The sequence below is a fragment of the Streptomyces sp. NPDC058457 genome (genome assembly GCF_042720695.1).
Taxonomy (GTDB): Bacteria; Actinomycetota; Actinomycetes; order Streptomycetales; family Streptomycetaceae; genus Streptomyces.
In genome coordinates this window covers 17,650-39,067 of sequence record NZ_JBHXLU010000110.1, presented here as the reverse complement: position 1 = coordinate 39,067, position 21,418 = coordinate 17,650, and the positions used below count along the sequence as shown (strand labels likewise).

23 protein-coding genes and 1 pseudogene are annotated in these 21,418 nt (G+C 73.0%); 11 read left to right on the top strand and 13 right to left on the bottom strand.

Going from position 1 to position 21,418, the window contains the following annotated elements; genetic code table 11:
• Positions 1–348: 348 nt before the first annotated feature.
• A complete protein-coding gene (locus ACFWPS_RS47130; RefSeq protein WP_383718620.1) occupies positions 349–648 on the bottom strand; it encodes a hypothetical protein in 300 nt (99 codons plus the stop codon).
• A gap of 56 nt (positions 649–704) precedes the next feature.
• Positions 705–1,328 (bottom strand): OvmZ protein, encoded by a 624-nt coding sequence (locus tag ACFWPS_RS47125; RefSeq protein WP_383718617.1) that lies wholly within the window; start codon positions 1,326–1,328, stop codon positions 705–707.
• Positions 1,329–1,727: 399 nt separating this feature from the next.
• On the opposite strand from ACFWPS_RS47125, the gene ACFWPS_RS47120 reads away from it, so the two are divergent.
• Positions 1,728–2,309 carry a TetR family transcriptional regulator gene (locus ACFWPS_RS47120; protein ID WP_383718614.1) on the top strand — a complete coding sequence of 194 codons (582 nt, stop codon included), beginning with the start codon at positions 1,728–1,730 and terminating at the stop codon, positions 2,307–2,309.
• Between the two features lie 19 nt (positions 2,310–2,328).
• Here the strand turns inward: ACFWPS_RS47120 and ACFWPS_RS47115 are convergent.
• The 3 genes and pseudogenes from ACFWPS_RS47115 to ACFWPS_RS47105 all read right to left on the bottom strand — a co-directional run.
• Positions 2,329–2,937, bottom strand: a pseudogene (locus ACFWPS_RS47115) (IS200/IS605 family accessory protein TnpB-related protein); the annotation flags it as partial.
• A gap of 118 nt (positions 2,938–3,055) precedes the next feature.
• A complete protein-coding gene (locus ACFWPS_RS47110; RefSeq protein WP_383718612.1) occupies positions 3,056–3,667 on the bottom strand; it encodes a ScbR family autoregulator-binding transcription factor in 612 nt (203 codons plus the stop codon).
• 157 nt (positions 3,668–3,824) lie between these two features.
• Positions 3,825–4,622 carry a response regulator transcription factor gene (locus tag ACFWPS_RS47105; protein WP_383718609.1) on the bottom strand — a complete coding sequence of 266 codons (798 nt, stop codon included), beginning with the start codon at positions 4,620–4,622 and terminating at the stop codon, positions 3,825–3,827.
• 465 nt (positions 4,623–5,087) lie between these two features.
• Between ACFWPS_RS47105 and ACFWPS_RS47100 the strand changes: the two genes are divergently transcribed.
• From ACFWPS_RS47100 to ACFWPS_RS47085, 4 genes are all read left to right on the top strand, one after another.
• Positions 5,088–6,044: a ScbA/BarX family gamma-butyrolactone biosynthesis protein gene (locus ACFWPS_RS47100; RefSeq protein WP_383718607.1), complete on the top strand. Its 957-nt coding sequence runs from the start codon at positions 5,088–5,090 to the stop codon at positions 6,042–6,044.
• Between the two features lie 27 nt (positions 6,045–6,071).
• Positions 6,072–7,001 carry an NAD-dependent epimerase/dehydratase family protein gene (locus ACFWPS_RS47095; protein WP_383718605.1) on the top strand — a complete coding sequence of 310 codons (930 nt, stop codon included), beginning with the start codon at positions 6,072–6,074 and terminating at the stop codon, positions 6,999–7,001.
• Positions 7,002–7,241: 240 nt separating this feature from the next.
• Positions 7,242–8,201 carry a D-2-hydroxyacid dehydrogenase family protein gene (locus ACFWPS_RS47090; protein WP_383718602.1) on the top strand — a complete coding sequence of 320 codons (960 nt, stop codon included), beginning with the start codon at positions 7,242–7,244 and terminating at the stop codon, positions 8,199–8,201.
• A 122-nt stretch (positions 8,202–8,323) separates the two neighbouring features.
• Positions 8,324–8,629, top strand: coding sequence for a chaplin (locus ACFWPS_RS47085; RefSeq protein WP_383718600.1), 306 nt, complete (start codon positions 8,324–8,326; stop codon positions 8,627–8,629).
• Between the two features lie 64 nt (positions 8,630–8,693).
• Here the strand turns inward: ACFWPS_RS47085 and ACFWPS_RS47080 are convergent, their stop codons facing one another.
• The 8 genes from ACFWPS_RS47080 to ACFWPS_RS47045 form a co-directional block, all read right to left on the bottom strand.
• Positions 8,694–9,560 (bottom strand): tyrosinase family protein, encoded by an 867-nt coding sequence (locus tag ACFWPS_RS47080; protein WP_383718597.1) that lies wholly within the window; start codon positions 9,558–9,560, stop codon positions 8,694–8,696.
• Positions 9,544–10,038, bottom strand: a complete 495-nt coding sequence (locus tag ACFWPS_RS47075) for a tyrosinase family oxidase copper chaperone (RefSeq protein ID WP_383718594.1) — start codon at positions 10,036–10,038, stop codon at positions 9,544–9,546. Before ACFWPS_RS47075 ends, ACFWPS_RS47080 begins: the two co-directional genes overlap by 17 nt.
• Positions 10,039–10,161: 123 nt before the next feature.
• Positions 10,162–10,686, bottom strand: a complete 525-nt coding sequence (locus tag ACFWPS_RS47070; RefSeq protein WP_383718591.1) for a hypothetical protein — start codon at positions 10,684–10,686, stop codon at positions 10,162–10,164.
• A gap of 172 nt (positions 10,687–10,858) precedes the next feature.
• Positions 10,859–11,443, bottom strand: a complete 585-nt coding sequence (locus ACFWPS_RS47065) for a vitamin K epoxide reductase family protein (protein WP_383718589.1) — start codon at positions 11,441–11,443, stop codon at positions 10,859–10,861.
• The gene (locus ACFWPS_RS47060; protein WP_383718586.1) at positions 11,443–11,943 is read right to left on the bottom strand and encodes a DUF5949 family protein; all 501 of its coding nucleotides are present in this window, start codon (positions 11,941–11,943) and stop codon (positions 11,443–11,445) included. The genes ACFWPS_RS47065 and ACFWPS_RS47060 overlap by 1 nt, the downstream gene beginning before the upstream one ends.
• 168 nt (positions 11,944–12,111) lie before the next feature.
• The gene (locus ACFWPS_RS47055; RefSeq protein WP_383718584.1) at positions 12,112–12,402 is read right to left on the bottom strand and encodes a hypothetical protein; all 291 of its coding nucleotides are present in this window, start codon (positions 12,400–12,402) and stop codon (positions 12,112–12,114) included.
• A 145-nt stretch (positions 12,403–12,547) separates the two neighbouring features.
• Positions 12,548–13,213 carry a hypothetical protein gene (locus ACFWPS_RS47050; RefSeq protein ID WP_383718582.1) on the bottom strand — a complete coding sequence of 222 codons (666 nt, stop codon included), beginning with the start codon at positions 13,211–13,213 and terminating at the stop codon, positions 12,548–12,550.
• Positions 13,214–13,393: 180 nt separating this feature from the next.
• Positions 13,394–13,633 (bottom strand): chaplin, encoded by a 240-nt coding sequence (locus ACFWPS_RS47045; protein ID WP_383718580.1) that lies wholly within the window; start codon positions 13,631–13,633, stop codon positions 13,394–13,396.
• Between the two features lie 250 nt (positions 13,634–13,883).
• Between ACFWPS_RS47045 and ACFWPS_RS47040 the strand changes: the two genes are divergently transcribed.
• The 6 genes from ACFWPS_RS47040 to ACFWPS_RS47015 all read left to right on the top strand — a co-directional run bounded on the left by ACFWPS_RS47040 (position 13,884) and on the right by ACFWPS_RS47015 (position 21,417).
• Positions 13,884–14,981: a DUF3344 domain-containing protein gene (locus ACFWPS_RS47040; protein WP_383718577.1), complete on the top strand. Its 1,098-nt coding sequence runs from the start codon at positions 13,884–13,886 to the stop codon at positions 14,979–14,981.
• A gap of 57 nt (positions 14,982–15,038) precedes the next feature.
• Positions 15,039–16,235 (top strand): glycosyltransferase family 4 protein, encoded by a 1,197-nt coding sequence (locus ACFWPS_RS47035; protein WP_383718574.1) that lies wholly within the window; start codon positions 15,039–15,041, stop codon positions 16,233–16,235.
• Positions 16,232–17,653, top strand: coding sequence for an exopolysaccharide biosynthesis polyprenyl glycosylphosphotransferase (locus tag ACFWPS_RS47030; RefSeq protein WP_383718570.1), 1,422 nt, complete (start codon positions 16,232–16,234; stop codon positions 17,651–17,653). Before ACFWPS_RS47035 ends, ACFWPS_RS47030 begins: the two co-directional genes overlap by 4 nt.
• Positions 17,654–17,655: 2 nt before the next feature.
• Positions 17,656–18,951 (top strand): O-antigen ligase family protein, encoded by a 1,296-nt coding sequence (locus tag ACFWPS_RS47025; RefSeq protein ID WP_383718568.1) that lies wholly within the window; start codon positions 17,656–17,658, stop codon positions 18,949–18,951.
• Between the two features lie 80 nt (positions 18,952–19,031).
• Positions 19,032–20,651 carry a murein biosynthesis integral membrane protein MurJ gene (gene murJ, locus ACFWPS_RS47020; protein WP_383718565.1) on the top strand — a complete coding sequence of 540 codons (1,620 nt, stop codon included), beginning with the start codon at positions 19,032–19,034 and terminating at the stop codon, positions 20,649–20,651.
• A 76-nt stretch (positions 20,652–20,727) separates the two neighbouring features.
• Positions 20,728–21,417, top strand: a complete 690-nt coding sequence (locus tag ACFWPS_RS47015) for a polysaccharide deacetylase family protein (RefSeq protein WP_383718623.1) — start codon at positions 20,728–20,730, stop codon at positions 21,415–21,417.
• Position 21,418 lies beyond the last annotated feature (1 nt).

Below are 21,418 nucleotides of genomic sequence, written 5' to 3'. Positions count from 1 at the left end.
CGGCAGGGGGGTGGGCCGCGGGGGCTGCTTCGCACCGGATCCCCGCACGGATCCGGTTTCTTGCGGGTGATGGTCGGTAAATTCCGTGCAACAGCGAAGGGTTACTCGAATTCACTGCGGTTACAGGCTCTCACGCCGCCAATTCGGTCTCACTCCGGCGAATCAGCCTTGCTACGGCCAGCCGGTCTCGCTCCGGCGAATCACCCTCGCTCCGGCCAGTCGGCCTCACGCCGGCCAGTCGCTCTCACGCCTGGAAGTCGGCCTCGCGCCGCCCAGCGGGTCGCACCCGGGTTCCCGGGTCTCGCCCCGGTTATTCGTTCTCGCACCTGTTATCGGGTCTCGCCCCGGTTATTCGATCTCGCCCCTGCGGGCCAGTGCGAAGAGTTCGTCGAGGTCGTACTCGGCTCGCCGCGGGCCGCCGTGCCGGGTGAGTTTGCCGCGGCTGGCCCATTTGCGGATGGTCGCCTGGGTGACGCCCATCGCGAGGGCCGCCAGCTCCGTCGGAACCGTGCGCGGCTTCGACGTCGCGCCCGCCGTCCCGCCCGCAGTCCCGCCCGCAGTCCCGGCAGACGTCCCGGTAGGCGCCCCGACAGGCGTCCCGGCAGACCTCCCGGTCGCCGTCTCCGCCGGCCGACTCTGCTCGGTCATGCCGTTCACCTCCCTCCCTCTCCCCTCGTCCCCTTCGACCCCGTCGTCCGTGCGCATCAGGCCGCCTCCCGGATCCGGCTCGCGACCAGCAGCCACTGGCGTGGCGGCAGGGCATGGCCGGCGTCGCAGGTGACCTGGTCCGGCACCCGGTCGCCGCCGTCCGCCGGCAGGACGCCGTAGAGCGTCCCGGCGCACTCCGGCCGGGTGCACGGGCCGAGGCCGAACCGGCGTACCGGGCCCGGGCCGAGCAGGTGGCGGAAGTCGGTGAGGAGTTCGGTGAGTTCCTCGTCGAGGTCCGCGCCCGCCGGGTGCCCGGCGAACCAGGGCAGCTGCCCGCGCAGGAACCCGACCAGCGCGTCCACCCCGCGTCCCGCGGGCCGCGCGCCGGTGCGCTCGTCCACGACGAGCCGCGCCCACAGCGCCATCACCTCGCTCGCCCGGGTCCGCAGGGCCAGCGCCCGTTCGTCGAGCACGATGCCGACGGTGGCGCGGCTGCCGCTCACCCGCTCGCGCAGTACCGGCGCTCCGGGCACCAGCGCCTGGTCGCTCTCCCGGTACAGATCGAGCAGGGTGCGCAGTCCGCCGTCCATCCGGTCCAGGCAGCGGACGCAGATCCGGCCGCAGCGCCTGCCGCAGTCGCGGCCGACGTGGTCGTCCGTGAGTCGCTCCGGCTCTTCCATTCGGATCCCCCGAATCCTCGGTCCGTGTGGAACTGCGTCCAGTCTCACGGGGGCCGCGGGCCGCTTCAACGCACGGCGGTTCAGGGTTCCCACAATCCTCCGCAGCTCTGTCAGCGGAGTGTCAAACCTGTGTCAAGTGGCCGGATTTGAACACTGTTACAAACAGACCTGTCTGGTTGAGGATCAATCCGAACCTTCGCCCGTCGCGCATGTTTCCAGACAACTACCCCTGCTGCCAGGGACGTTGGGATCCTGTGCAGATCATGAGGAGGTAGACCCCTGCCGGGGTCCTCCCATGAAACAGGCATGGTTGTATGATTCTTTCCATCATTGGCACCGGTACCCGCAACCAGTGCATGTACCGGGCACACTGTTGGCAGGGAAGGCAGGTGCGACCTGATGCAGGCGCGATCCGAGCAGACGCGTCAGGCCCTCGTCCATGCCACCGCGGAGCTCATCGCGGACGGTCGGCTGTCCGACGCGGGACTGGTCAACATCTGCCGCCGGGCCGGGGTCAGCCGGGGGGCGCTCTACCACCACTTCTCCTCCACCACCGCTCTGACCGCCGCCGTGTACGAGGAGGCGAGACAGCGGGTGGAGGCGCTGACCGAGGAGGCCTTCGCGGGCCCGGTGGCGGACGCGCCCAAACGCTTTCTGTTCGCGCTCGGCGAGGCCATGCGCACCGAGAAGGTCGTGCGGGCGGGCATGCAGCTGGCCGCGGACGGTTCGGCCGGCCCGCCCCGGCTGCGCGACGACCTGCTGGCCGCGGTCCACGAGCGGGTCACGGAGGCACAGCAGGAGGCCGAGGAGCCGGCCGAGGACCTCGCGGACCTGGCCGTGGTGATGGCCGCGGGCATCGAGACCCTCGGGCACACCGACCCGAGCTGGTGGGACGGCGAGATCACCCAGCGCCTGTGGCGGCTGCTGCGCCCGCTGTTCGACCGGGACCGGCCGGGCCGGGGCGGCGAGCGCAGGATCTGAGCGAGGTCCGTCACCGTTCCTAGAGACTGAGCGGGAGTGAGTCCTGTTGCCAGGATTCATGCTCAGCCCAACGCCCCGGACGGTGTTGGGCGTTCTGGTCGACCGCGTTCGCTGCGCGTCCGGCGCCGACGGATCGTGTCCGTGGTCCGGGGATGCGGGGGGGGCGGTGTCCCTCACGCCCCGGGGCCACCGAACTGGCCTGGACGGTCCGATGCCCGCATCCATCGCTCTGGTGGGTGCGGGGCGGTGCCGTCCGACGCCGGATCGGGTGTCCCAGGGCGCGCCTTCCGATCGCCACGGCAGCTGCGTCGTGGCGAGTGGTCTTACGAGTAGTGGTGGTGAGGGGTTTCTGCCAGTGCTGGGCGCCCCACCGGGAGGTGTAGGCGGGGTCGACGGCGATGACGGGGATGCCGAGTTCGGCCGCCATGCCGACGAGCCGGGCCCGCAGCCTGCTGACGGGCAGGCCGGAGATGAGCTTGCGGAACCGCTTCCTGCGGCCGTGCTTCTCCCGGGTGGTCTCGGCGGTGAAGTCGAGGTCCTCGACGGCGATGGCGAGACGGTGGCGGCTGGCCCAGTGCAACAGCCGGATCAGGGCGTGCCGGACCTGGGCGTCACGGTGCTGGGCGGTGAAGGTCACGCATTCGACGCAAGAATGCACGTTCCCCGCCCAGAGCACACCTGCCAGCGCCGCCAAGACTCACTCATGCACGCCAGAACGCGTTCAATCAACGACGATCACCAGCTGCTCACAACCCCTCGGGCGGCGTAGTGCGCAGCCGCCCGACCAGGCCCGGTGTGGCGAGGCCCGGCAGCAGGAACTTCCAGAACACGCTGGTGCGTTCGGGCAGGTCGGCGCGGCCCGTGTAGGCCTGGGACATGATCTGCAGGCCGGTGAAGGAGCCGACGATGAGCGAGGCGACCTCGCGCACGTCCACCCCCGGCAGGATCTCGTCCCGCTTCTCGGCCTCCTGGAGCAGCGTCAGGATGGTGTCCATGGACTGTTCGTAGGTGGTCTGCGGCGGGCAGTCGAACGACGTCTGCTCCGTGGTCAGCCGCACGCTCGCGCGCAGCACCGCGTCGTGCTGGAGGCGCCGGGCGAACTCCAGGGTCAGGTCGATCACCGACTGCAGCCGGACCGGCCTTTCGGGCACTTCGAGGGCCTCGGCGTGGGCCTGCACCAGGGCCAGCGCGATGGCTTCCTTGGAGGGGAAGTGGTGATAGAGGGACCCCCGGGTGAGCCCGGTGCGGGCCAGGATCTCGTTGGTGCTGGCGGCGTCGTAGCCGCGCTCGTCGAAGACCTGGGCCGCCGCCTCCAGGATCGACCGCCGTGATCGCTTGCCGCGTTCCTGCTGAGCCATGCCAGATCCTTACGCTCTCCTACCGAATTCAACAGACTGGTCTGTATCGTAAGCCGCATGGACGGCCTACGGTCAGTACCACGGCGGGAGTTGTCAGAAAGCGATTCCCGGACCGAGCACCGGAACCGGGCATGACCTCGGAGAACGCGCCGGGGGTCTAGGGACCGCCGATCCGGAAACCGACCCCACGGACGGTGACGATCCAGGCACTGGAGCCCAGTTTGCCGCGCAGGGTGCCCACGTGGGTGTCGACCGTGCGACCGCGCGGCGACCACGCGTCCTCCCACACCTGGGCCATGATCTGGCGGCGCGGGACCACCGCGCCGGGCTGCGAGGCCAGCAGGTGGAGGAGGTCGAACTCCTTGCGGGTCAGGTCGAGCGGCCGGCCGTCGAGGGTGGCCGTGCGGGCGCCCGGGTCGATGCGCAGCGGTCCGTGGGCGACCACCCGGCCGGCGGCCGGCTCGGCCGCCGGCTGCACCCGGACCCGGCGCAGCACCGCCTCCATCCGGGCCAGTAACTCCCGGAAACCGTACGGCTTGACGAGGTAGTCGTCGGAGCCCGCCTGCAGGCAGAGCACGCAGTCGAGCTCCGAGCCGCGCGCGGTGACGGCGATGATCGGCAGGTCACTGACCGCCCGGATGCCCCGGCACACTTCAAGCCCGTCGAGGTCGGGCAGGTCGAGGTCGAGCAGCACCAGGTCGGCCTCGCGGTGGCCGCGCAGCGCCTGGGCGCCGGTGGTGGCGCCGTGGGTGGCGTAGCCGTGCCGGACCAGGCCCTGCCGGAGGGTGTCGGCGGCCCGCGGGTCGTTCTCGACGACCAGGACGTTCAGCGCTCCCGCCCGGGGCGCGCCGTACGCGGGGGCCGGGCGGGCCGGGTGACCGGCCTGGACGAGCGGGCCGTGCGAGCGGTGGTGGCGCGGCGACGGCGCCACGAGGTCCGCGTACTGGCGGTTCATCTGCTCCCCCTGAGGCACATCCACGTCATCTCGGACTGCGGGTTCACCACCAGACCGTACCAAACAGACTTGTCTGATTGTCAACCGCCAAGGTCCGCGGGCGCGGCGCCCCGGCCGACCCGCATCACCGCCACCGTGAGCTGCGATTTCGTCGGATTACCGGACAAGTGGGAGGCCGCACTCCGCTCAGTCGCCCCATGGAAAGACTTGACCAAGGACCATGCGCTCCCGTCAAACCATACAAGCTTGTACGTTTCACGTCTGCAATCCCGGCATAACGGTCAGCCATCATCGATGACCAGACCCCCGGACATCCCGACTCGCCCAAGAAATCGCCTCGCCTCTTGCAGAACCGGACCGACCTGTCTGTATCTTGTGGGGCAGCACGTCGGCCACGGGGGGTGACAGCCGACGTACGGCCTGTTGCCCCCTCCTTTCCGTCACACCGACACAGGAGCGCTGCACATGCCGCACCTCACCGACCGGGCCATCGCCCCGAAGCCCCTGCTTCCCGGACTGACCACCACTGTGCCGCGTGAGTACGTCCACCGCGCGGCGGTCTCCGAAGTCCTGCTCACCGGCTGGGAGCGCGACGAGTCCCCGCAGGGCAACGGCTTCGACGGCTTCGTCGTCCGGGCCCAATGGCCGCGCAGCCACGCGCTGTTCGCGCCCGACGCGGGCTACCAGGACCCGATGCTGCTGATCGAGTCCGTCCGCCAGATCGGATCCCTGCTCGCACACGCCGAGTTCGACGTCCCGTTCGGCCACCAGTTCCTCATGTCTGACATGTCCGTGACCGCCGAGCCCGACCTGCTGGTCACGGACGCGGTCCCCACCGACGTCGAGATGCACACCGTCTGCCGGGACGTCGTCCGCCGCGCGGGCGGGCTGCGGGAGATGCGCTACGACGTCACCGTGGTGCGCGAGAACGGGGCCCGTGCCACCGCCTCGGCCGCCTTCCGCTGCATGAGCCCGGAGGTGTACCGCAGGATGCGCGGAGAACGCCCCACCACCACCGACCGCACCCCGCCGCCGGCCCTCGCCCCGGCCGCCGTGGGCCACGCCGACACCCGGCACGTCGTGCTGGGCGAGCCCGCGCCCGGCACGTACGACAGATGGGAACTGCGGGTCGACACCGCGCACCCGACCTACTTCGACCACCCGGTCGACCACATACCCGGCATGTTCCTCCTGGAGGCCGCCCGGCAGGCCGCGCACGCCCGCACCGGGGCACCCTGCGCCCTGCTGCTCGGCATGCGCAGCGAGTTCGTGCGGTACGCCGAACTGGACGCGCCCTGCTGGATCACGGCCGACCCCGAACCGTACGGCAGCGGCGGCGACCTGCTGGTGCGGGTGTGCGGCAGCCAGCGGCAGGAGACGGTCTTCACCGCCGAACTCGTCCTGCGGCCACGTGTCCGCTGACCCCGACCGCTCCCCGGGAGAGTCCCCGTGCCCATCCTTCTCATCACCGGCGCGTCCGGGTTCGTCGGCGCCCACGTGACGCGCGAGGCACAGCGCCGACGGGCCGACCTCAGGCTCATGAGCCACCGCCGGTCCCTGCCGCGGTCCTGCTCCCGGACCCGGACCGTGCACGCCGACCTCACCGACCCCGGCTCGCTGCGCGGGGTGTGCGACGGCGTCGACGTACTCCTGCACTGTGCGGCGCAGATCGGCGGCAGCGCCGCGGCCAACGAGGCGGTCAACGCGCGTGGCACGGCGGCGCTGGTCGCCGAGGCGCGGCGGGCCGGAGTGCGCCGGATCGTCCAGCTCAGCACGGCCTCGGTGTACGGCCGCGGCACCTTCCGCGGCCACCGGCCCGAGGAACTCGCCCGCAATCCGGGCTCCGTGACCTCCCGTACCCGCGCGGCGGCGGAGGACGCGGTCCTCGCGGCCGGCGGTGTGGTGCTCAGGCCCCATCTGGTCTTCGGAGCAGGGGACATGTGGGTCGGTCCGAACCTGGCACGGCTGCTGCGGGCCCTGCCGGGAGTGGTGGCCGACTGGCTGTCGCTGGCGTCGGTGATCGGCGCGCCGGACCTGGCACGGCTGCTGGTCGCCACGGCGCTGGCCCCGGACGGTGTCCTGACCTCGCGGGTGTACCACGCCGCGGATCCGACGCCGGTCACCGTCGGCAGCGCGCTGCGGGCGGTCGCCGACTGCGCCGGGATCGCCTGGCCGCGTGACAACCTCACCGTCGAGGGGGCCAAGGCGATCCTCGCGGCCAAGGGGGTCCCGCCGGCGACGCTCGACATCCTCACGACGGACCACTTCTTCGAGGCCGACGCCCTCTGGTCGGATCTCGGGCAGTGTCCGGGCGGTGGCTTCGCCACGTGGTTCGGCCGTGCCGAACAGTGGTACCGCTCGACGCTTGTGACGAACTGAATCTCCGCCCGGCACCCGCTGCGCCCGGTACCGGGTCCGGTGGCCCCACCCACCGGACCCTCTTGCCGCCGCCCTGATCAGGGGCGGCTTTTTCGTGCGGCGATCTGCTGTGCGCCAAGGGGGCTGCCGGGATCGGTCGTCGGGCGGGTGCGGGTGGGTTTGGGCTGGTCGCGCAGTTCCCCGCGCCCCTTTGGGGCGCCTGAAGTCGGGGCGCCCGAAGAGGGTCAGTACTGTGCAGCAATGGTTCTTCGTTGTGCTGTACTCGACGACTTTCAAGGGGTGGCCGGGGAGTTCGGGGACTGGGCCTCCCTCTCCGAGCAGGTCGAGGTCGTCCCGCTTCGGGAGCATCTCGCCGATGAGGACGAGCTTGCGGCGGCCCTCGCCTCGTTCGACATCGTCGTCACCCTGCGCGAGCGCGTCGGCTTTCCCGGGTCGCTTCTTCGCCGGCTGCCGCGGCTCCGGCTGCTCGTCGCCTCCGGGATGCGCAACAGCGTCATCGACTACGCGGCCGCCGAGGCGCTCGGCGTCACGGTGTGCGGTACGGAGAGTTCCTCGGCCCCGCCGGTCGAGCTGACCTGGGCGCTGCTGCTGGGGCTGGCCCGGGGGCTGGTCGAGGAGAGCACGGCGTTGCGTACCGGCGGGCCCTGGCAGTCCACCGTCGGCGCCGATCTGCACGGGCGCCGGCTCGGGCTGCTCGGGCTCGGGAAGATCGGGAGCAGGGTCGCGCAGGTCGGGCTCGCCTTCGGGATGCGGGTGAGCGCCTGGAGCCAGAACCTCACCAAGGAGCGTGCGGAGGAGGTCGGCGTCGACCTCGCGCCGAGCAAGGAGGACCTGCTCGCCACCAGCGACTTCGTCTCGGTCCACCTGGCGCTCGGCGACCGCACCCGGGGGCTGCTGGGCGCCGCCGAGCTCGCCCTCCTCAAGCCCACCGCCTACCTCGTCAACACCTCCCGCGCGGCGATCGTCGACCAGGACGCGCTGCTCGCCGCGCTCCACGAGGGCCGGATCGCGGGAGCCGGCGTCGACGTCTTCGACGTGGAGCCGCTCCCGGCCGACCACCCCCTGCGCACCGCGCCGCGGCTGCTGGCCACCCCGCACCTCGGCTATGTCTCCTACGCCAACTACACGACGTACTACGGCCAGGCAGTGGAGAACATCAGGGCCTTCCTGGCCGGTACCCCGGTACGACGGCTGCCCTGACTCCGGCCCTTGGAGTGATCGTCCCGTGATCGGCGTGACCAGCCGCAGGTCGGGGCGTTGAACGGGGAGTGCGGTGGCTGGTCCGGCCGCCGCACTCCCCGAGCAACAAGAAGGAGAACGTGATGTCTCGCATCGCGAAGGCCGCTGCCGTCGCCCTCGGCACCGGCGCTGTGGTGATCGGCGGGGCCGGCCTGGCCCTGGCCGACGCGGGTGCCAACGGCGAGGCCGTCGGCTCGCCGGGCGTACTGTCCGGCAACGTCATCCAGGTCCCGATCAACATCCCGATCAACCTGTGCGGCAACACCATCGACGCGGCCGGTCTGCTGAACCCCGCGTTCGGCAACACCTGCATCAACGACGGCGGCCACCACCACAAGGACGGCGACAACAAGGACGGCGACAACAAGGGCGGCGGCTACGGCCACTGAGCCACCCTCCGCGGAAGAGCCCCGGCGCCCTGCGCACCGGGGCTCTTCCCGTGTCCGGGGCCGCTCAGGCGTACCGGTAGATCCGGCTCACGTCCTCCAGCGACTGCGGGGTGACGTCCCACGGGGGCAGCTTCTCGGCCCGGGCGACGACCCGGTCGTGCTGCGGGTCGGTGACCCCGGGCGGCTGCGCCGGCAGGTAGCTCTGCCCGCGGTGCCGGCCCTGCCAGCGCTCCCACTGCAGGTCGATGAAGGCGTGGTGGAACCAGAAGACGGGGTCGTTGACGGAAGCGCCGCCGAGCATCGCCCCGCCGACCCAGCGGTGCACCCGGTTGTGGTTGTGCCAGGACGCGCTGCCGCCGCCGGTCCCCCAGCCCTCCAGCCTGTTGCGGAAGCCGCGGGTGACGGTCGAGTCCCAGGGCGGGACGTCGTACGTCGGGTCGGCGAGCGCCCGGTCGAGTTCGGCCCGGGTGGGCAGTTCGATGGGGTCGCGGGCCCGGCCCAGGTCCCGGGCGAGGAACTCGCCGTCGGTGATGCCCTCCTTGATGGTCCAGTGCCCGCCCGTGTAGGCGAACGGACCGGTCATCACCTGCTGGTCGCGGGCCCGGCCGTTCCCGCCGAGCAGGTCCTTCGTCCACGGCACACCGGACTTCGTACGGTCCCTGGTCCAGTCCCAGTAAGGCACGGTCACCGACCCGTCCACCCGGCGCAGGGCACGCTCCAGGTCCAGCAGGAAGCGGCGGTGCCAGGGCAGGAAGGAGGGCGCCATGTGGGCGGTGCGCAGCCCGTCGTCGCCGTCGGAGGTGTAGTACTCGATGTGCATCCGCACGAACTCGTCGTACTCGCCCCGCCGTTTGACCTCCAGGAACGCCTTCACGAGCCGTTTGCGCTCGCCGGCCGTCAACCGGCCGACGTCCTTACGCACGTAGGCCATGGTCTCCCCCCATGTGCATGTGTCCCCCGCCCATCGGCCCCGGAGCCAGGTCGCGCAGCCGCTGCCCCGGACCGATCTCGTCGACGGCCGCCCGGGCCGCCTCCAGCGGGGTCGGGTACGAGCTGTAGTGGTCGACCATGCTGAGCCAGGTGCCGTCGGCCCGCCGCATCAGGTGCAGCGGCCGGCCGTCCACGGTGACCTGCCACTCGCCCTGCCCGGCGGCCCGTCCCGCCGTCGGTACCAGGACCCCGTGGATACGGCGGCCCCGGTAGGTCTCCTCGAACGAGGTGCCCGCCGATCCGTCCGCCGGGGGTACCGGGCGGGAGGCGGCGACGACCGGGGCGAGCGCCAGGGCGGCCGCGGTGGCGAGCAGCCCCCGCGTCATCTCGCGCCGGGTCGGTCTGCCCGCCCCGGCTCTGTCCGGCTGCCCGGCGCCCGGCTCCGCGCCCACCGCCACACCACCGAATCCGACGACCATGTTCACTCCTCGTACGGTTCACCGTTCGCTGTCGGTACCGGTAACCGCCCGAGGGGCCGCCCGGTCACCGCCGCGCCGCCATCCGGTGCACGGGCGGGCCGAACGGCCGTCCCGTGAAGGGAGTCAAAGACCAGGTCCGGCGCCCAGGTCGCCGCCGGCGACGGTCTGGACGACCGGGGCGAGCAGGCCCGCCTTGGGGAGCTGCAGGCCGGGCAGGCCGGAGTTCTTCGGGTCGGGCGCGGTGAGCGGGGCGTCCGCCGACAGGCCGGGGGCGAGGGTGCGCAGGCCGCCGGCGGGGGCGTCGACGCCGACGTGGTCGAAGTCGTCGCCGAGGACGTGCGGGAGCGGGGCACGCAGGCCGAGGCCGGGCAGTCCGCCGTTGACCGGCAGCTGGGGCAGGGCGCGGTCCGGGAGCAGCCGGCCCTCGACGTAGCGCGGCCCGTCGGGGGCGCCGGGCATCAGCAGCGGCAGCTCCATGCCGAGCTTGGGCACCTCCATGTTGAGGGACTTCTCGACGCCGTCCAACGGCACGGGGACGGGGACCGTGCCGGCCGCGGCGGCGGGCGTGGCGGCGGCGCCCACGGCTGCCACGGCGGCCGCGACTCCCGTGACGACGGCGGCAAGGGATCCTCGGGTGGTCGGCTTCATGTCAGGTACGGGCCCTTTCAGGATGCGGGAGAGCGACGTCCGTACCGGGTAACGAGCCGGAAAACGACATCAGTTCACAATTCGCCCGGGTGCAGCATTAGTCGGCTCGTCACTCATCGGCTCGTCCGGAAGTCGGCTCTTCCCGAAGTCGGCTCGTCCCTAAGTCGACTGGTCAGCTCGTCCAGAAGTCCCACCAACGGGTCAGGACCAGCATGCCGACGACCCCGATGTGCAGCAGCGGGAGCACCCAGGTGAACTCGCCGAGGAACGCGCGCAGCCACTCCGGCGCGGGCAGGAACCCCCGGCGTACGACATGAGAGGTGACGTACCAGAACAGGAGGATGGTGGCGACCCAGGCCAGGCAGCACCACAGGCACAGCGCGTTGATCCGGTACAGCGACTCGAACTGCAGCCAGGACACGAACCCGACGCCGAACAGGCAGCCGGCGTCGAAGGTCAGCCAGTACCAGGCGGGGAAGCGGACGCCGGTCAGCAGGCTCGTGCCGACGCAGATGACGATGGAGTAGGCCACCAGGCCCAGCATCGGGTTGGGGAACCCGAACGCCGAGGCCTGGTCGCTCTTCATCACGCTGCCGCAGGACACCACCGGGTTGAGGCTGCACCCGGGCACGAAGTGCGGGTTCTCCAGCAGCTTGAACTTGTCCAGGGTGATGACCCAGGAGGCCAGCAGCCCGGCCGCCCCCGCGATCACCGTCAGCAGCGCGAACCCCCGCCCGGCGCCCGCGGTCCTGGCCATCAGCCGCGCAGGCGGCGGGCCGGCAGCACGACGTGCGCGGCGGCCGTCAGGGTCTCCTCGGCCCCGGCGAAGTCCTTCAGCGCCTCGGGGGTGACGGGCTTGCCGGGCTCCCCCTCGGGCCACGGGCGGGTGGTGAACACCAGGTAGGCGTAGCCGCGTTCGCCGACCGCGGCGAGCCACTCCGCGGGCGCGGGGCACTGGGCGTTGAGCGGGGCCAGGTTGAGGACGGCCTGGCCGGCCTCGACGAGCAGGGTGACGGGCAGGCTGGGCCGGGCGGTGCCGTCGACGACGTCGCCGCCGACCGGCAGCCCGTTGTTCGCCAGCAGCGCCTCGACCGCGGCCGAGGTGGCCTGCGGACCGCCCTCGGCGTCACCGAGGGAGTAGGCCAGCAGGTACGGCATGTCGCTGCCGTCGGGCGCCTCGCCGCTCCAGGCCAGCACGACGAGGGTGCCGAGGTCGGCGACGCGGAAGGGGCGGGTCTCGCTTGGGGTTGAGGTCACCGCGCGACCGTATCCCCGGGTCTCCGGGCGGCCGGGTGCCCGCTCACCCGACCGGCGGATGCCCGCGGGGCTCCGCCACACGAACGAGGGACACCCCTCGATATCACTCGAACGGTGTCCCTCGGACGGCCCCTCGGCGATCCCCGGCCGCCGTCGCCGCGGCTCCGCTCAGCTCTGCAGGGGCAGGCCGCCCAGCAGCGGGTTGTGCTGGTTGAGGCTGCCGGCCGCGCCCTTGACCGTGCTGAGCACGGAGTTCTTGTTCTCGGTGTCGAGCGCGTTGGACTGGTGCTGCAGCGGCATCGCCTGGTCCAGGTCCAGGGGGCCCTTGGTGAGCGTGTTCACGGCGCCGTTGAGGCTGGTGGGGGTGAGGTCGGCGGTGTTGTAGGCGAACGCGGGCGCGGCGACGCCGGCGAGAGCCACGGAACCGGCAACGACGGCGGCGGCCTTCAGGGACTTCATCGTGTTCCTTTCTTCGGCGACTTTCGGCGTGCCTAACGATGTCCTGGCGGGCCGGAAACCCCGTGCGCGGAAGACATATGAGATCAAAGTCCTTGAGAAGGCCCGGTCAGAGGGCCCGGTCGGGAGGGCCGGTCGGGAGGCCCGGTCAGGACGGGGGCAGCGGCAGCGGCGTGGCCGCCGGGAGGCCGGGCAGCGCGGGCAGTCCGGCGAGGTCGGGTGCGGGCAGGCCGCCGCCGAGCAGGAGCGCGGCGAGGTAGTTGACCAGGCCGGTCAGGACGGCGGTGACGGCCGGGACGACCTGGCCGGCGTCGCCGGAGGTGACGGCCTTGACCAGGTTGTCGATCGCGGTCTGCAGGGCCTTCAGCGCGTCCCCGGCCAGGTCCTTGGCCGCGGGGGCGTCGCCGAGCCCCTTGGCCTGGGCGGCCACGGCGGCGGCCACGGCCGGCAGTGCCGGGGCGCTCGGCAGGGCGGGGGTCGAGGGCAGGGCGGGGGCCGGGGCCGCCGCGGTGAGCTGGGCGATCGCCGCCTTGGCCGCGTCGGCGAGCTGGCTGGCCTGGTCGGGGGTCAACTGGCCGTCGTCCGCCTTGAGCGCGGCGCCGAGCAGGTCGGTGACCGGCTTGAGCACGGCGGCGAGGTCGCCGAGCGACCTGGTCTGGCCGAGGAGCGCGTCAGCCCCGGGGACGGGCGCCTGCGAGGTCGCACGGGTGCGCTCGTGGGCCGGGTCGGCGGCCACGGCCGCCGGGCCGGTGACCCCGGCCAGAAGGGCGGCGCAGAGCGCGGTCGCGAGACGCCGTGCGGGCAGAGCACGCATGGGTGTTCCTTTCGGTGTGCGTCGGATCCTGCTGCCCACCGTGAAATCACCCGTGGCGGCCCGCAACCGCTCGTCCGCCCGCCGCCGCCCGTCCGGGGGAACGCCCGTACGGACGCAGGCCGACCGCCCGTCCGCGGGGTGCGCGGGCGGGCGGCCGACCGAAAGGGAACAGCCGCTGCGTCAGTCGTTGACGCAGGTGTTGCCGAACGCGGGGTTCAGCAGGCCGATCAGGTTGATCGTGTTGCCGCAGACGTTGATCGGCACGTGGATCGGAACCTGGATCACGTTGCCAGACAGCACGCCCGGGGAGTGCGCGGCGACGGCGTTCGCGCCGCTGTCGGCGGCAGCCACACCGGCGCCGCCGGCGACGGCCGCGACGGCGGCGGTGGACAGGACCAGGCCCTTCGCGATACGCGACATGGAGAGATGCTCCTTGGGGTCGAAACAAACATCCGGGCGGATGCCCAGCGCTGTGTCAACGCGTGGCACCGGCCCGGGTTGTGCCGCCAAAGGAGTGATCTCCAGGGAGCCCTCCTTCACCAATCCGACACACTTGAACGGTTTCGCCGGATTAGTACAGATAGCGACTAGAGTTGCGAATCTCCTGACTTGCCCGTATTGCCATCACATCGCACTCTTTCCCCCTCTTCCCGAAAGGGCGAAGCCGGTCATGCGCAATCCCCTCGGCCCGCCGCTGCTGCGCCGCGCGTCGGTCGGCGCGCTCGCCCTCGCCGCGATCTGGGCACCGGGCACCGCCGCCCGGGCGACCGCCCCGCCCGCCCCGGAGTCCGCGCGCATCCCGTTCGCCGAGCGCTACCACGCGGTGCAGCACGGCGGTTTCGCCCGCGCAGCCAACGCGTCCATCAGCTGCCGCACCACGACCGCCGACCCTGCCGAGCCGCCCTGCCCGGCCGCCCGGGAGGGCCGGGTCCCGGCGGTGAACGGGAACTTCGACATGTTCTACGTAGACGTCGACAGCGACCCCGACACCTACAACTCCTCCCGCGCCGAGCTCCGGCTGCCGGCGGGTTCCCGGGTGACGTACGCGCGGCTGTACTGGGGTGGCAACCTGCTGGCCGGCGAACAGAAGCCGGCGCGGGACAACGGGCGGGTGCTGATCGCCGAACCCGGCGGCTCCTACAAGGAGTTGCTCGCCGACACCGTGGTGGGCCACCGGGTGGGCGGCGGCGCGGACGCCTTCCAGGCCTCGGCGGACGTCACCCGCCTGGTCCGGTCGAGCGGCTCCGGGCTCTGGACGGTCGGCCAGGTGAACGTGGCGATGGGGAGGTCCCGGTCCGGTGCCTGGGGCGGCTGGTCGCTGGTCGTGGCGTACGAGGACCCGGCGCAACCGCGGCGCACGCTCTCCCTCCACGACGGCTTCGACTCCCTGGACCGACCGGCCGAGATTCGGCTGAACGGGCTACACGCCCCGCGTGGCGCGGGAGGTCAGGTGGGTCTGGTGGCCTACAACGGCGACCGGGGCGGTACCGGCGACTCGCTCACCTACGCCACCGCCGGCCACGCACCCGTCCCCCTCCAGGACTCCGCCGACCCGGCCGACGACGTACTCAACTCCACGATCAACGAACCCGGCCCGGTAGGCGCCCGGCGTGAGCCCGCGTACGCCAACACGCTCGGCTACGACTCGGATGTGTTCGATCTAGGTACCGGTCTCGCCCAGGGCGGTGACCAGCTGACCTTCAGGCTCGTTTCCCAGCGCGACGCGGCGTGGGCGGGCGCGCTCTTCGCCGCTGTGGACGCGCCGTAGTGCGGCGCGTTCCGGCCCGCAGTCCCGAGCGCCCCCCGTGAGCGAGGAAATCCGCGTATGCACCGATCAGCAACCGACCCTCGGCCGCGGGTCCTCCACTTGGCGCAACCCGTCGAGGGCGGGGTGGCCCGGGTCGTCCTGGACCTGACGAAGGCCCAGCTCACGGCCGGTCTGCGGGTCACGGTGGCCTGCCCCGGTGGTGAACTGGCCGAACGCGCGCGGGACCTGGGCGCCGAGGTGCGCCGGTGGCGCGCCGACCGTTCCCCGGGCGCCGGTCTCCCGGCCGAGGTACGACGCCTCACCGGGCTGCTCGACGAGGTACGGCCCGCACTGGTGCACGCGCACAGCGCGAAGGCGGGCCTCGCCGGACGGCTCGCCGTACGCGGCCGCGTCCCGACCCTGTTCCAGCCGCACGCCTGGTCCTTCGAGGCGGTCGGCGGTGCCACCGCCGCGCTGGCGCTGCGGTGGGAGCGGTGGGGCGCGCGCTGGGCGCACCGGGTGGTGTGCGTCAGCGAGGCCGAGCGTGCGACCGGCGTACGCGCCGGGATCCGCGCCCGCTACACCGTCGTACCGAACGGCATCGACACCGGGCACTTCGCCCCTGGAGCACTCGGAGCCTCCGAAGTCTCCGGAGCACCCGAAGCCTCCGGAACCCCTGGCGCCGCCGGAGCCCCCGGCCGGGGAGCGCCTCTGGTGGTGTGCGTCGGGCGGCTGTGCCGGCAGAAGGGCCAGGACGTGCTGCTGCGGGCCTGGCCCGAGGTGCTGCGCCGGGTGCCGGACGCCCGGCTGGCCCTGGTCGGCGACGGCCCCGACGAGGCCGCGCTGCGTCGGCTCGCCCCCGCCTCGGTCGAGTTCGCGGGCGCCGTCACGGATGTCCGCCCCTGGTACCGGGCCGCCGACCTGGTGGTGCTGCCCTCACGCTGGGAGGGCATGGCGCTGGCCCCGCTGGAGGCGCTGGCCTGCGGGCGGCCGGTGCTGGTCACCGATGTCGACGGCGCCCGCGAGAGCCTGCCGCCCGGCCACGCGGCGCACTGCCTGGTCCCGCCGGGACGGCCGGGCGCGCTGGCCGGGGCCGTCGCCGCGCTGCTCCTGGACCCGGAGCTGCGCGCGTCGCTCGGCGGCCAGGGGCGCCGGCACGTCCTGTCCACGCACGATGTGCGGCGCACCGCGGAGGCGGTCGCGGACCTGTACCGCGAACTCCTCGGCGGGCAGCCGCTGGTGTCCTTCGAGTGCAGGGAGTCCATCCACTCGTGACCGCGGAAAGCACCGTCCCCTCCCCGGGCCCGCAGCCCCGGGAGCACGGACTCTCGCCTGTCTCGGTCCTGCCGCCGCGCACCGCCGGCGGCTTCCGGTTCCCGCTGCGGCGGCCGCCCGCGCGGCCCGCCTCCCCGCTGCCGCTGCTCGCCGCCGACCTGTGCGCCGCGCTGCTCGGCGCGGCCGCGCTCGACGAGGCCGTCCGCCGGCCCGTCCTGGTCGGTCTGCTGGTGGCCGGGGCGATACTGCTGCGCCCGCAGCCGATCCGGCGGATGACCGGGATCCTGGACGAACTCCCCGTCGTCTGCGGCCGGATCGCCGTCGTCTGGCTGGGTCTGGCCGCGGCCCTCGCCGCCTGGGACCCGGACCGGGCGCTGACCGGCCGCGTCCTGCTCCTCGGCTTCGCCCTGCACGCGGCGGCGGCCGCCGCCGGCCGTGGCCTGGTGCACTGGCGGCGCCGCCTCGCCCTGCTGCGCCGGCCGCGCGCCGCCCTGGTGATCGGCCCGGCCGCCACCGCCCAGCGGGTCGCCGCCGCCGTGCTGCGCCACCCGGGCTGCGGAGTGCGCCCGGTCGGCGTCGTCGCCGAACACCCCGAGGGCCCCGAGGGCCTGCCCGTGCTGACCACCGGTGAGGAGGTCGAGCGGGCCCTCATCCAGAACGGGGTCCGGGCCGTCCTCACCGTCCATCCCGCCGTCCGCACCGAACAGGGCCCACTGCTGCGGGCGCTGGCCGAGTCGGGCTGCGTGGTGTGGGAGGTCGACGCGGACTCGCCGGCGTACGAGATGCGCGACCAGCTCGCCGGGTTCTCCTGCCGCCGCCTGGAGATGGGCTCGCGGCGGCGCGGCAGCATCGGCAAGCGGGTCCTCGACATCGCGGTCTCCGGGGCGGCGTTGGTGCTGGCGGGCCCGCTGCTGCTGGTGTGCGCGGCGATGCTCCGCCTCACCGACGGACCCGGAGTCGTCTTCCGGCAGGAGCGCATCGGCAAGGGCGGCCGCCCCTTCACGCTGCTGAAGCTGCGCACCCACCGCCCGGTCGACGAGCACGAGGCCGCCACCCGGTGGAGCGTGGCCGGGGAGATCGAGATGAGCCGCTTCTGCCGCTTCCTGCGCCAGACCTCGCTCGACGAGCTGCTCCAGCTGTGGAACGTGCTCTGGGGCGACATGAGCCTGGTCGGCCCGCGCCCCGAACGGCCGTACTTCGTCGGCCAGTTCAGCCAGACCTACCCGGGCTACGCGGCCCGCCACCGCATGCAGACCGGCATCACTGGACTCGCCCAGATCAACGGGCTGCGCGGCGACACCTCCATCGAGGACCGGGCCCGCTTCGACAACGCCTACATCGACAACTGGTCGCTGTGGCAGGACATCTGCATCCTGCTGCGCACCGCGGCCGCGCTCGTGCGCTCGACGGGGAGCTGAGGATGAGCTTCGCACTGTCGCCGACCAGGCCGCTGCGGCTGCCGCCGGTGCTGGCCGCGGTCGCCGTACTCGCGGTCCTCGCGCTGCCGCTCGCCGCGGACGGCGGGGAGGGCGGCGCCGGACCCGCCGATGCGGTGTCCGCCCTTGTCGTGCTGTACGCCGCGCTGCGCACGCTGCGGGAGCGGCGGCGGCCGCTGTCCGGCACCGCCGTGGCGGTGCTCGGCATGCCGGTCGTGGGGCTGGCCGTCGCCGCGATGGGCGCGGCCTCGCCGGGCGCCGGACTGACCGGCCTCGGCCGCTACCTCCAGGTGTTCGTCCTGGTCCCGGCCGCCGTCGTGCTCCTTGTCCGGGACCGCGCCGACTTCCGCCTGCTGGCCTGGTCGTTCGTGGGACTCGCGGTCTGGCAGGGCGCGGTCGGGGTGCACCAGTACGTCACCGGGACCGGGGCGTCGTACCAGGGCGAGGAGATCCGCGCGGTCGGCACGTTCGGGCCGCAGGACGTGATGGGGATGGCCACCGTCGTGTCGTTCGGTCTGGTGTGCGCGCTCGGTCTGACGCTCGGGCGGGCGCCGGTACGGCAGCGGGTGGCGGCGGGCGCGTGCGCGCTCGGGCTGCTGCTGCCGCTGGCCGTGTCCTTCAGCCGGGGCGCCTGGATCGCGACGGTCCTGACCTGCGGGGTGCAGCTCGCCCTGGCCGGGCTGCGTCGGGCGCTGAAGGTGGCGGCGGTCGCGGTGGCGGCCGGTGTGGTGCTGGTGGGCGGCTTCGGGGTCGGTACGGCGATGCTCCAGGAGCGGCTCAGCAGCATCGGGCAGGTCACCGAGGCGCCGGACCAGTCGGTGGTCGACCGGTACACGCTGTGGGCGGCGGCGACGGGGATGTGGCGGGAGCACCCGGTCACCGGCGTCGGCCTGAAGAACTTCCCGGCGTACCGGGACGCGTACGCCTCGCTGGCGCTGTCGTCCGGGAGCGACACGGAGGGGGCGGGGGCCGCGTACCGGAAGCAGCCGCTGCTGTCGCCGCACGACATGTATCTGCTGGTGCTCAGCGAGCAGGGGCTGCTCGGGCTGCTGGCGCTGGCGGGCAGCTGGCTGGCGCTGCTGGCGTGCGGGCTGCGGGGGCTGTGGCGGGTGCGGGGCGGTGACGGCCTCGACTGTGCGCTGGTGGGGTGCGGGTTGCTGGTCTGGCAGCTGGCCGACTTCGCGTACGCCGACATCGGGGGGCCGTCGACCGTGCTCACGGCGGTGGTGTTCGGGGTGGTGGCCTGGTGGGCGTTGGTGGGGGCGGAGCGCGCGGGATGACTGCGACACCGGGGGTGGAAGGGTCGGATGTCGACTGCGGGCCGGTGGGGGCTGGTCGCGCCCACGCGGCGGAGCCGCAAATGTCACAGCCCCGCGCCCCCGAACAGGGCACTGCTGACGCCGGAGTCGAAGGGGCACCCCCCACTGGTGGATTCCTCGCCAAGGCCGCCCTCGTAACGGCCGTCTTCTCAGTAGCCGGTGCGCTTCTCGGGCTCATCCGGGATCAGTCGCTCGCGCGGCTCTTCGGGGCCGGGCGGGACACCGATGCGTTTCTTGTCGCGTGGACGATTCCCGAGTTCGCCGCGACGCTGCTCATCGAGGACGGGCTGGCGTTCGCGCTCATCCCCGCCTTCAGCATGGCGCTCGCCCGCCGGGCGCAGGGGGCGCCCGGCGACCCCGTCCGGGCCCTCGTCGCCGGGACCCTGCCCAAGCTGGCCCTGGCCTTCGCCGCCGTCGGTGCCCTGCTCATCGGCGGTGCGCCGCAGCTCGTCGAGGTACTCGCGCCCGGTCTCCGCGACCCGGCGCTCGCCGTCGGCTGCACCCGGCTCACCGCCACCTGTGTACTGACCTTCGGGCTGGCCGGGTACTGCAGCGCCGCCCTCCGCGCGCACCGGCACTTCCTCGCGCCGGCCGCGATCTACGTCGCCTACAACGCCGGCATCATCACGGCGATGTTCGTGCTCGGCGGCCGCTGGGGCGTGCGGTCCGCCGCGTTCGGGGTGGCGGCCGGGGGTGCCCTGATGGTCGCCGTACAGCTGCCCGCGCTGCTGCGGCAGTTGCGGCACAGGCCCGTGGCCCGGGAGAGCGCGGCCGTCGCCGGGGAACGGCCCCTGAACGTGGCGTTGATGGCCACCGTGCTGCTGTTCGCGCTGTGCCGGCAGTCGCAGGTGCTGATCGAGCGGTTTCTCGCCTCGCACCTGCACTCCGGGGCCATCTCGCACCTGAACTACGCGCAGAAGGTCGCGCAGATCCCGATGACGATGTCGATGATGCTGTGCACGGTCACCTTCCCGGTGGTGGCCCGGGCGCTGGCCGAGGGCGACACCGAGCGGGCCCGGAGCCGGGTGGAGCGGGATCTCTCGGTGGCCGCGAGCGTGGTGCTGCTCGGCACCGCCGTGGTCGTGGCCTGTGCGCCGCAGCTCATCCGGCTGCTGTTCCAGCGCGGGGCGTTCACCGCCGCGGACACCGCCGCCACGGCCGGGGTGATGCGCGTCTACGCGCTCGGGCTGCTCGGGCAGACCCTGGTCGGCGTGCTGGTCCGCTCCTACTTCTCGGCGGGCCGCGCCACCTGGTACCCGGTGGGCGCCATGGCCGCCGGGATCGTGGTGACCTCCTGGACCGGCGCCCTGACCGTGGGCCCGTACGGCGTCACCGGCATCGCCGCCGCCAACGCCGCCGGCATCACCGCCACCGCCGTGCTCCTGCTGGCCGGCATGGGCCCGCGCAGCGTCCCGATCCGTACCCGGCGGGTGCTGGTCGAGCTGAGCCGGCCGGTGCGGGCGGCCGTGGTCGCGGCCGCCGTGGGGATCTTCGTCGCCGCGCACCCGGCGGACCCGTTCACCGGTCTGGCCGCCGGCACCACGGCCGTCACCGTCGTCTTCGTCCTGCTCGGCTGGGCCCTGGACGCCCAGGGCTTCGCACCCGCACTCCGTTCCGTAGCCACCGTCACCCGAAGGCTCGCGCATGCCGTCTTCCATTGAGTCCGCTGAGTCCGCCGACAAGGCCGAGAAGACCGAGAAGGCCGGACACGTCACCGGCCCGGTCCCCTGGGTCGCCATGTACCACTCCGTGGGCGACTGTTCCGACGATCCGTACCGCATCACCGTCACCCCCGAGCGCCTGGAGAGACAGCTGGGCTGGCTGCGCCGGCGGGGGCTGCGCGGGGTGTCGGTCGCCGAGCTGCTCGCCGCCCGGGCCCGCGGCGAGGGGCGCCGGCTGGTGGGGCTGACCTTCGACGACGGGTACGCCGACTTCCTCGACCACGCGCTGCCCCTCCTCGACCGCTGGGGCTGCGGCGCCACCCTCTTCGTCCTGCCGGGACGGCTCGGCGGCGACAACGCCTGGGACCCGTTGGGCCCGCGCAAGCCGCTGCTCACCGCCGACGGGATCCGGCGGGCGGCCAGGGGCGGTGTGGAGATCGGTTCGCACGGGCTCACCCACGTCGATCTGACGAAGGCCGACGCGGAGACCCTGCGGGCCGAGACCGCCGACAGCCGGGCCCTCCTGGAGGAGCTGGTCCAGGCACCCGTCGACGGCTTCTGTTACCCCTACGGCACCGTCGACCGGCGCGCCGTCGACGCCGTGCGGGACGCCGGGTACGGCTACGCCTGCGCCATCGACCCCGGAGCGCTGAACGGGCCGCACGCCCTGCCCCGCGTGCACGTCGGGCAGAACGACAACGCCCCGCGCCTCTTCCTGAAGTACCGGCTGCACCGGTTGCGCCGCCGTCCCGTCGAGGGGCTGTGAA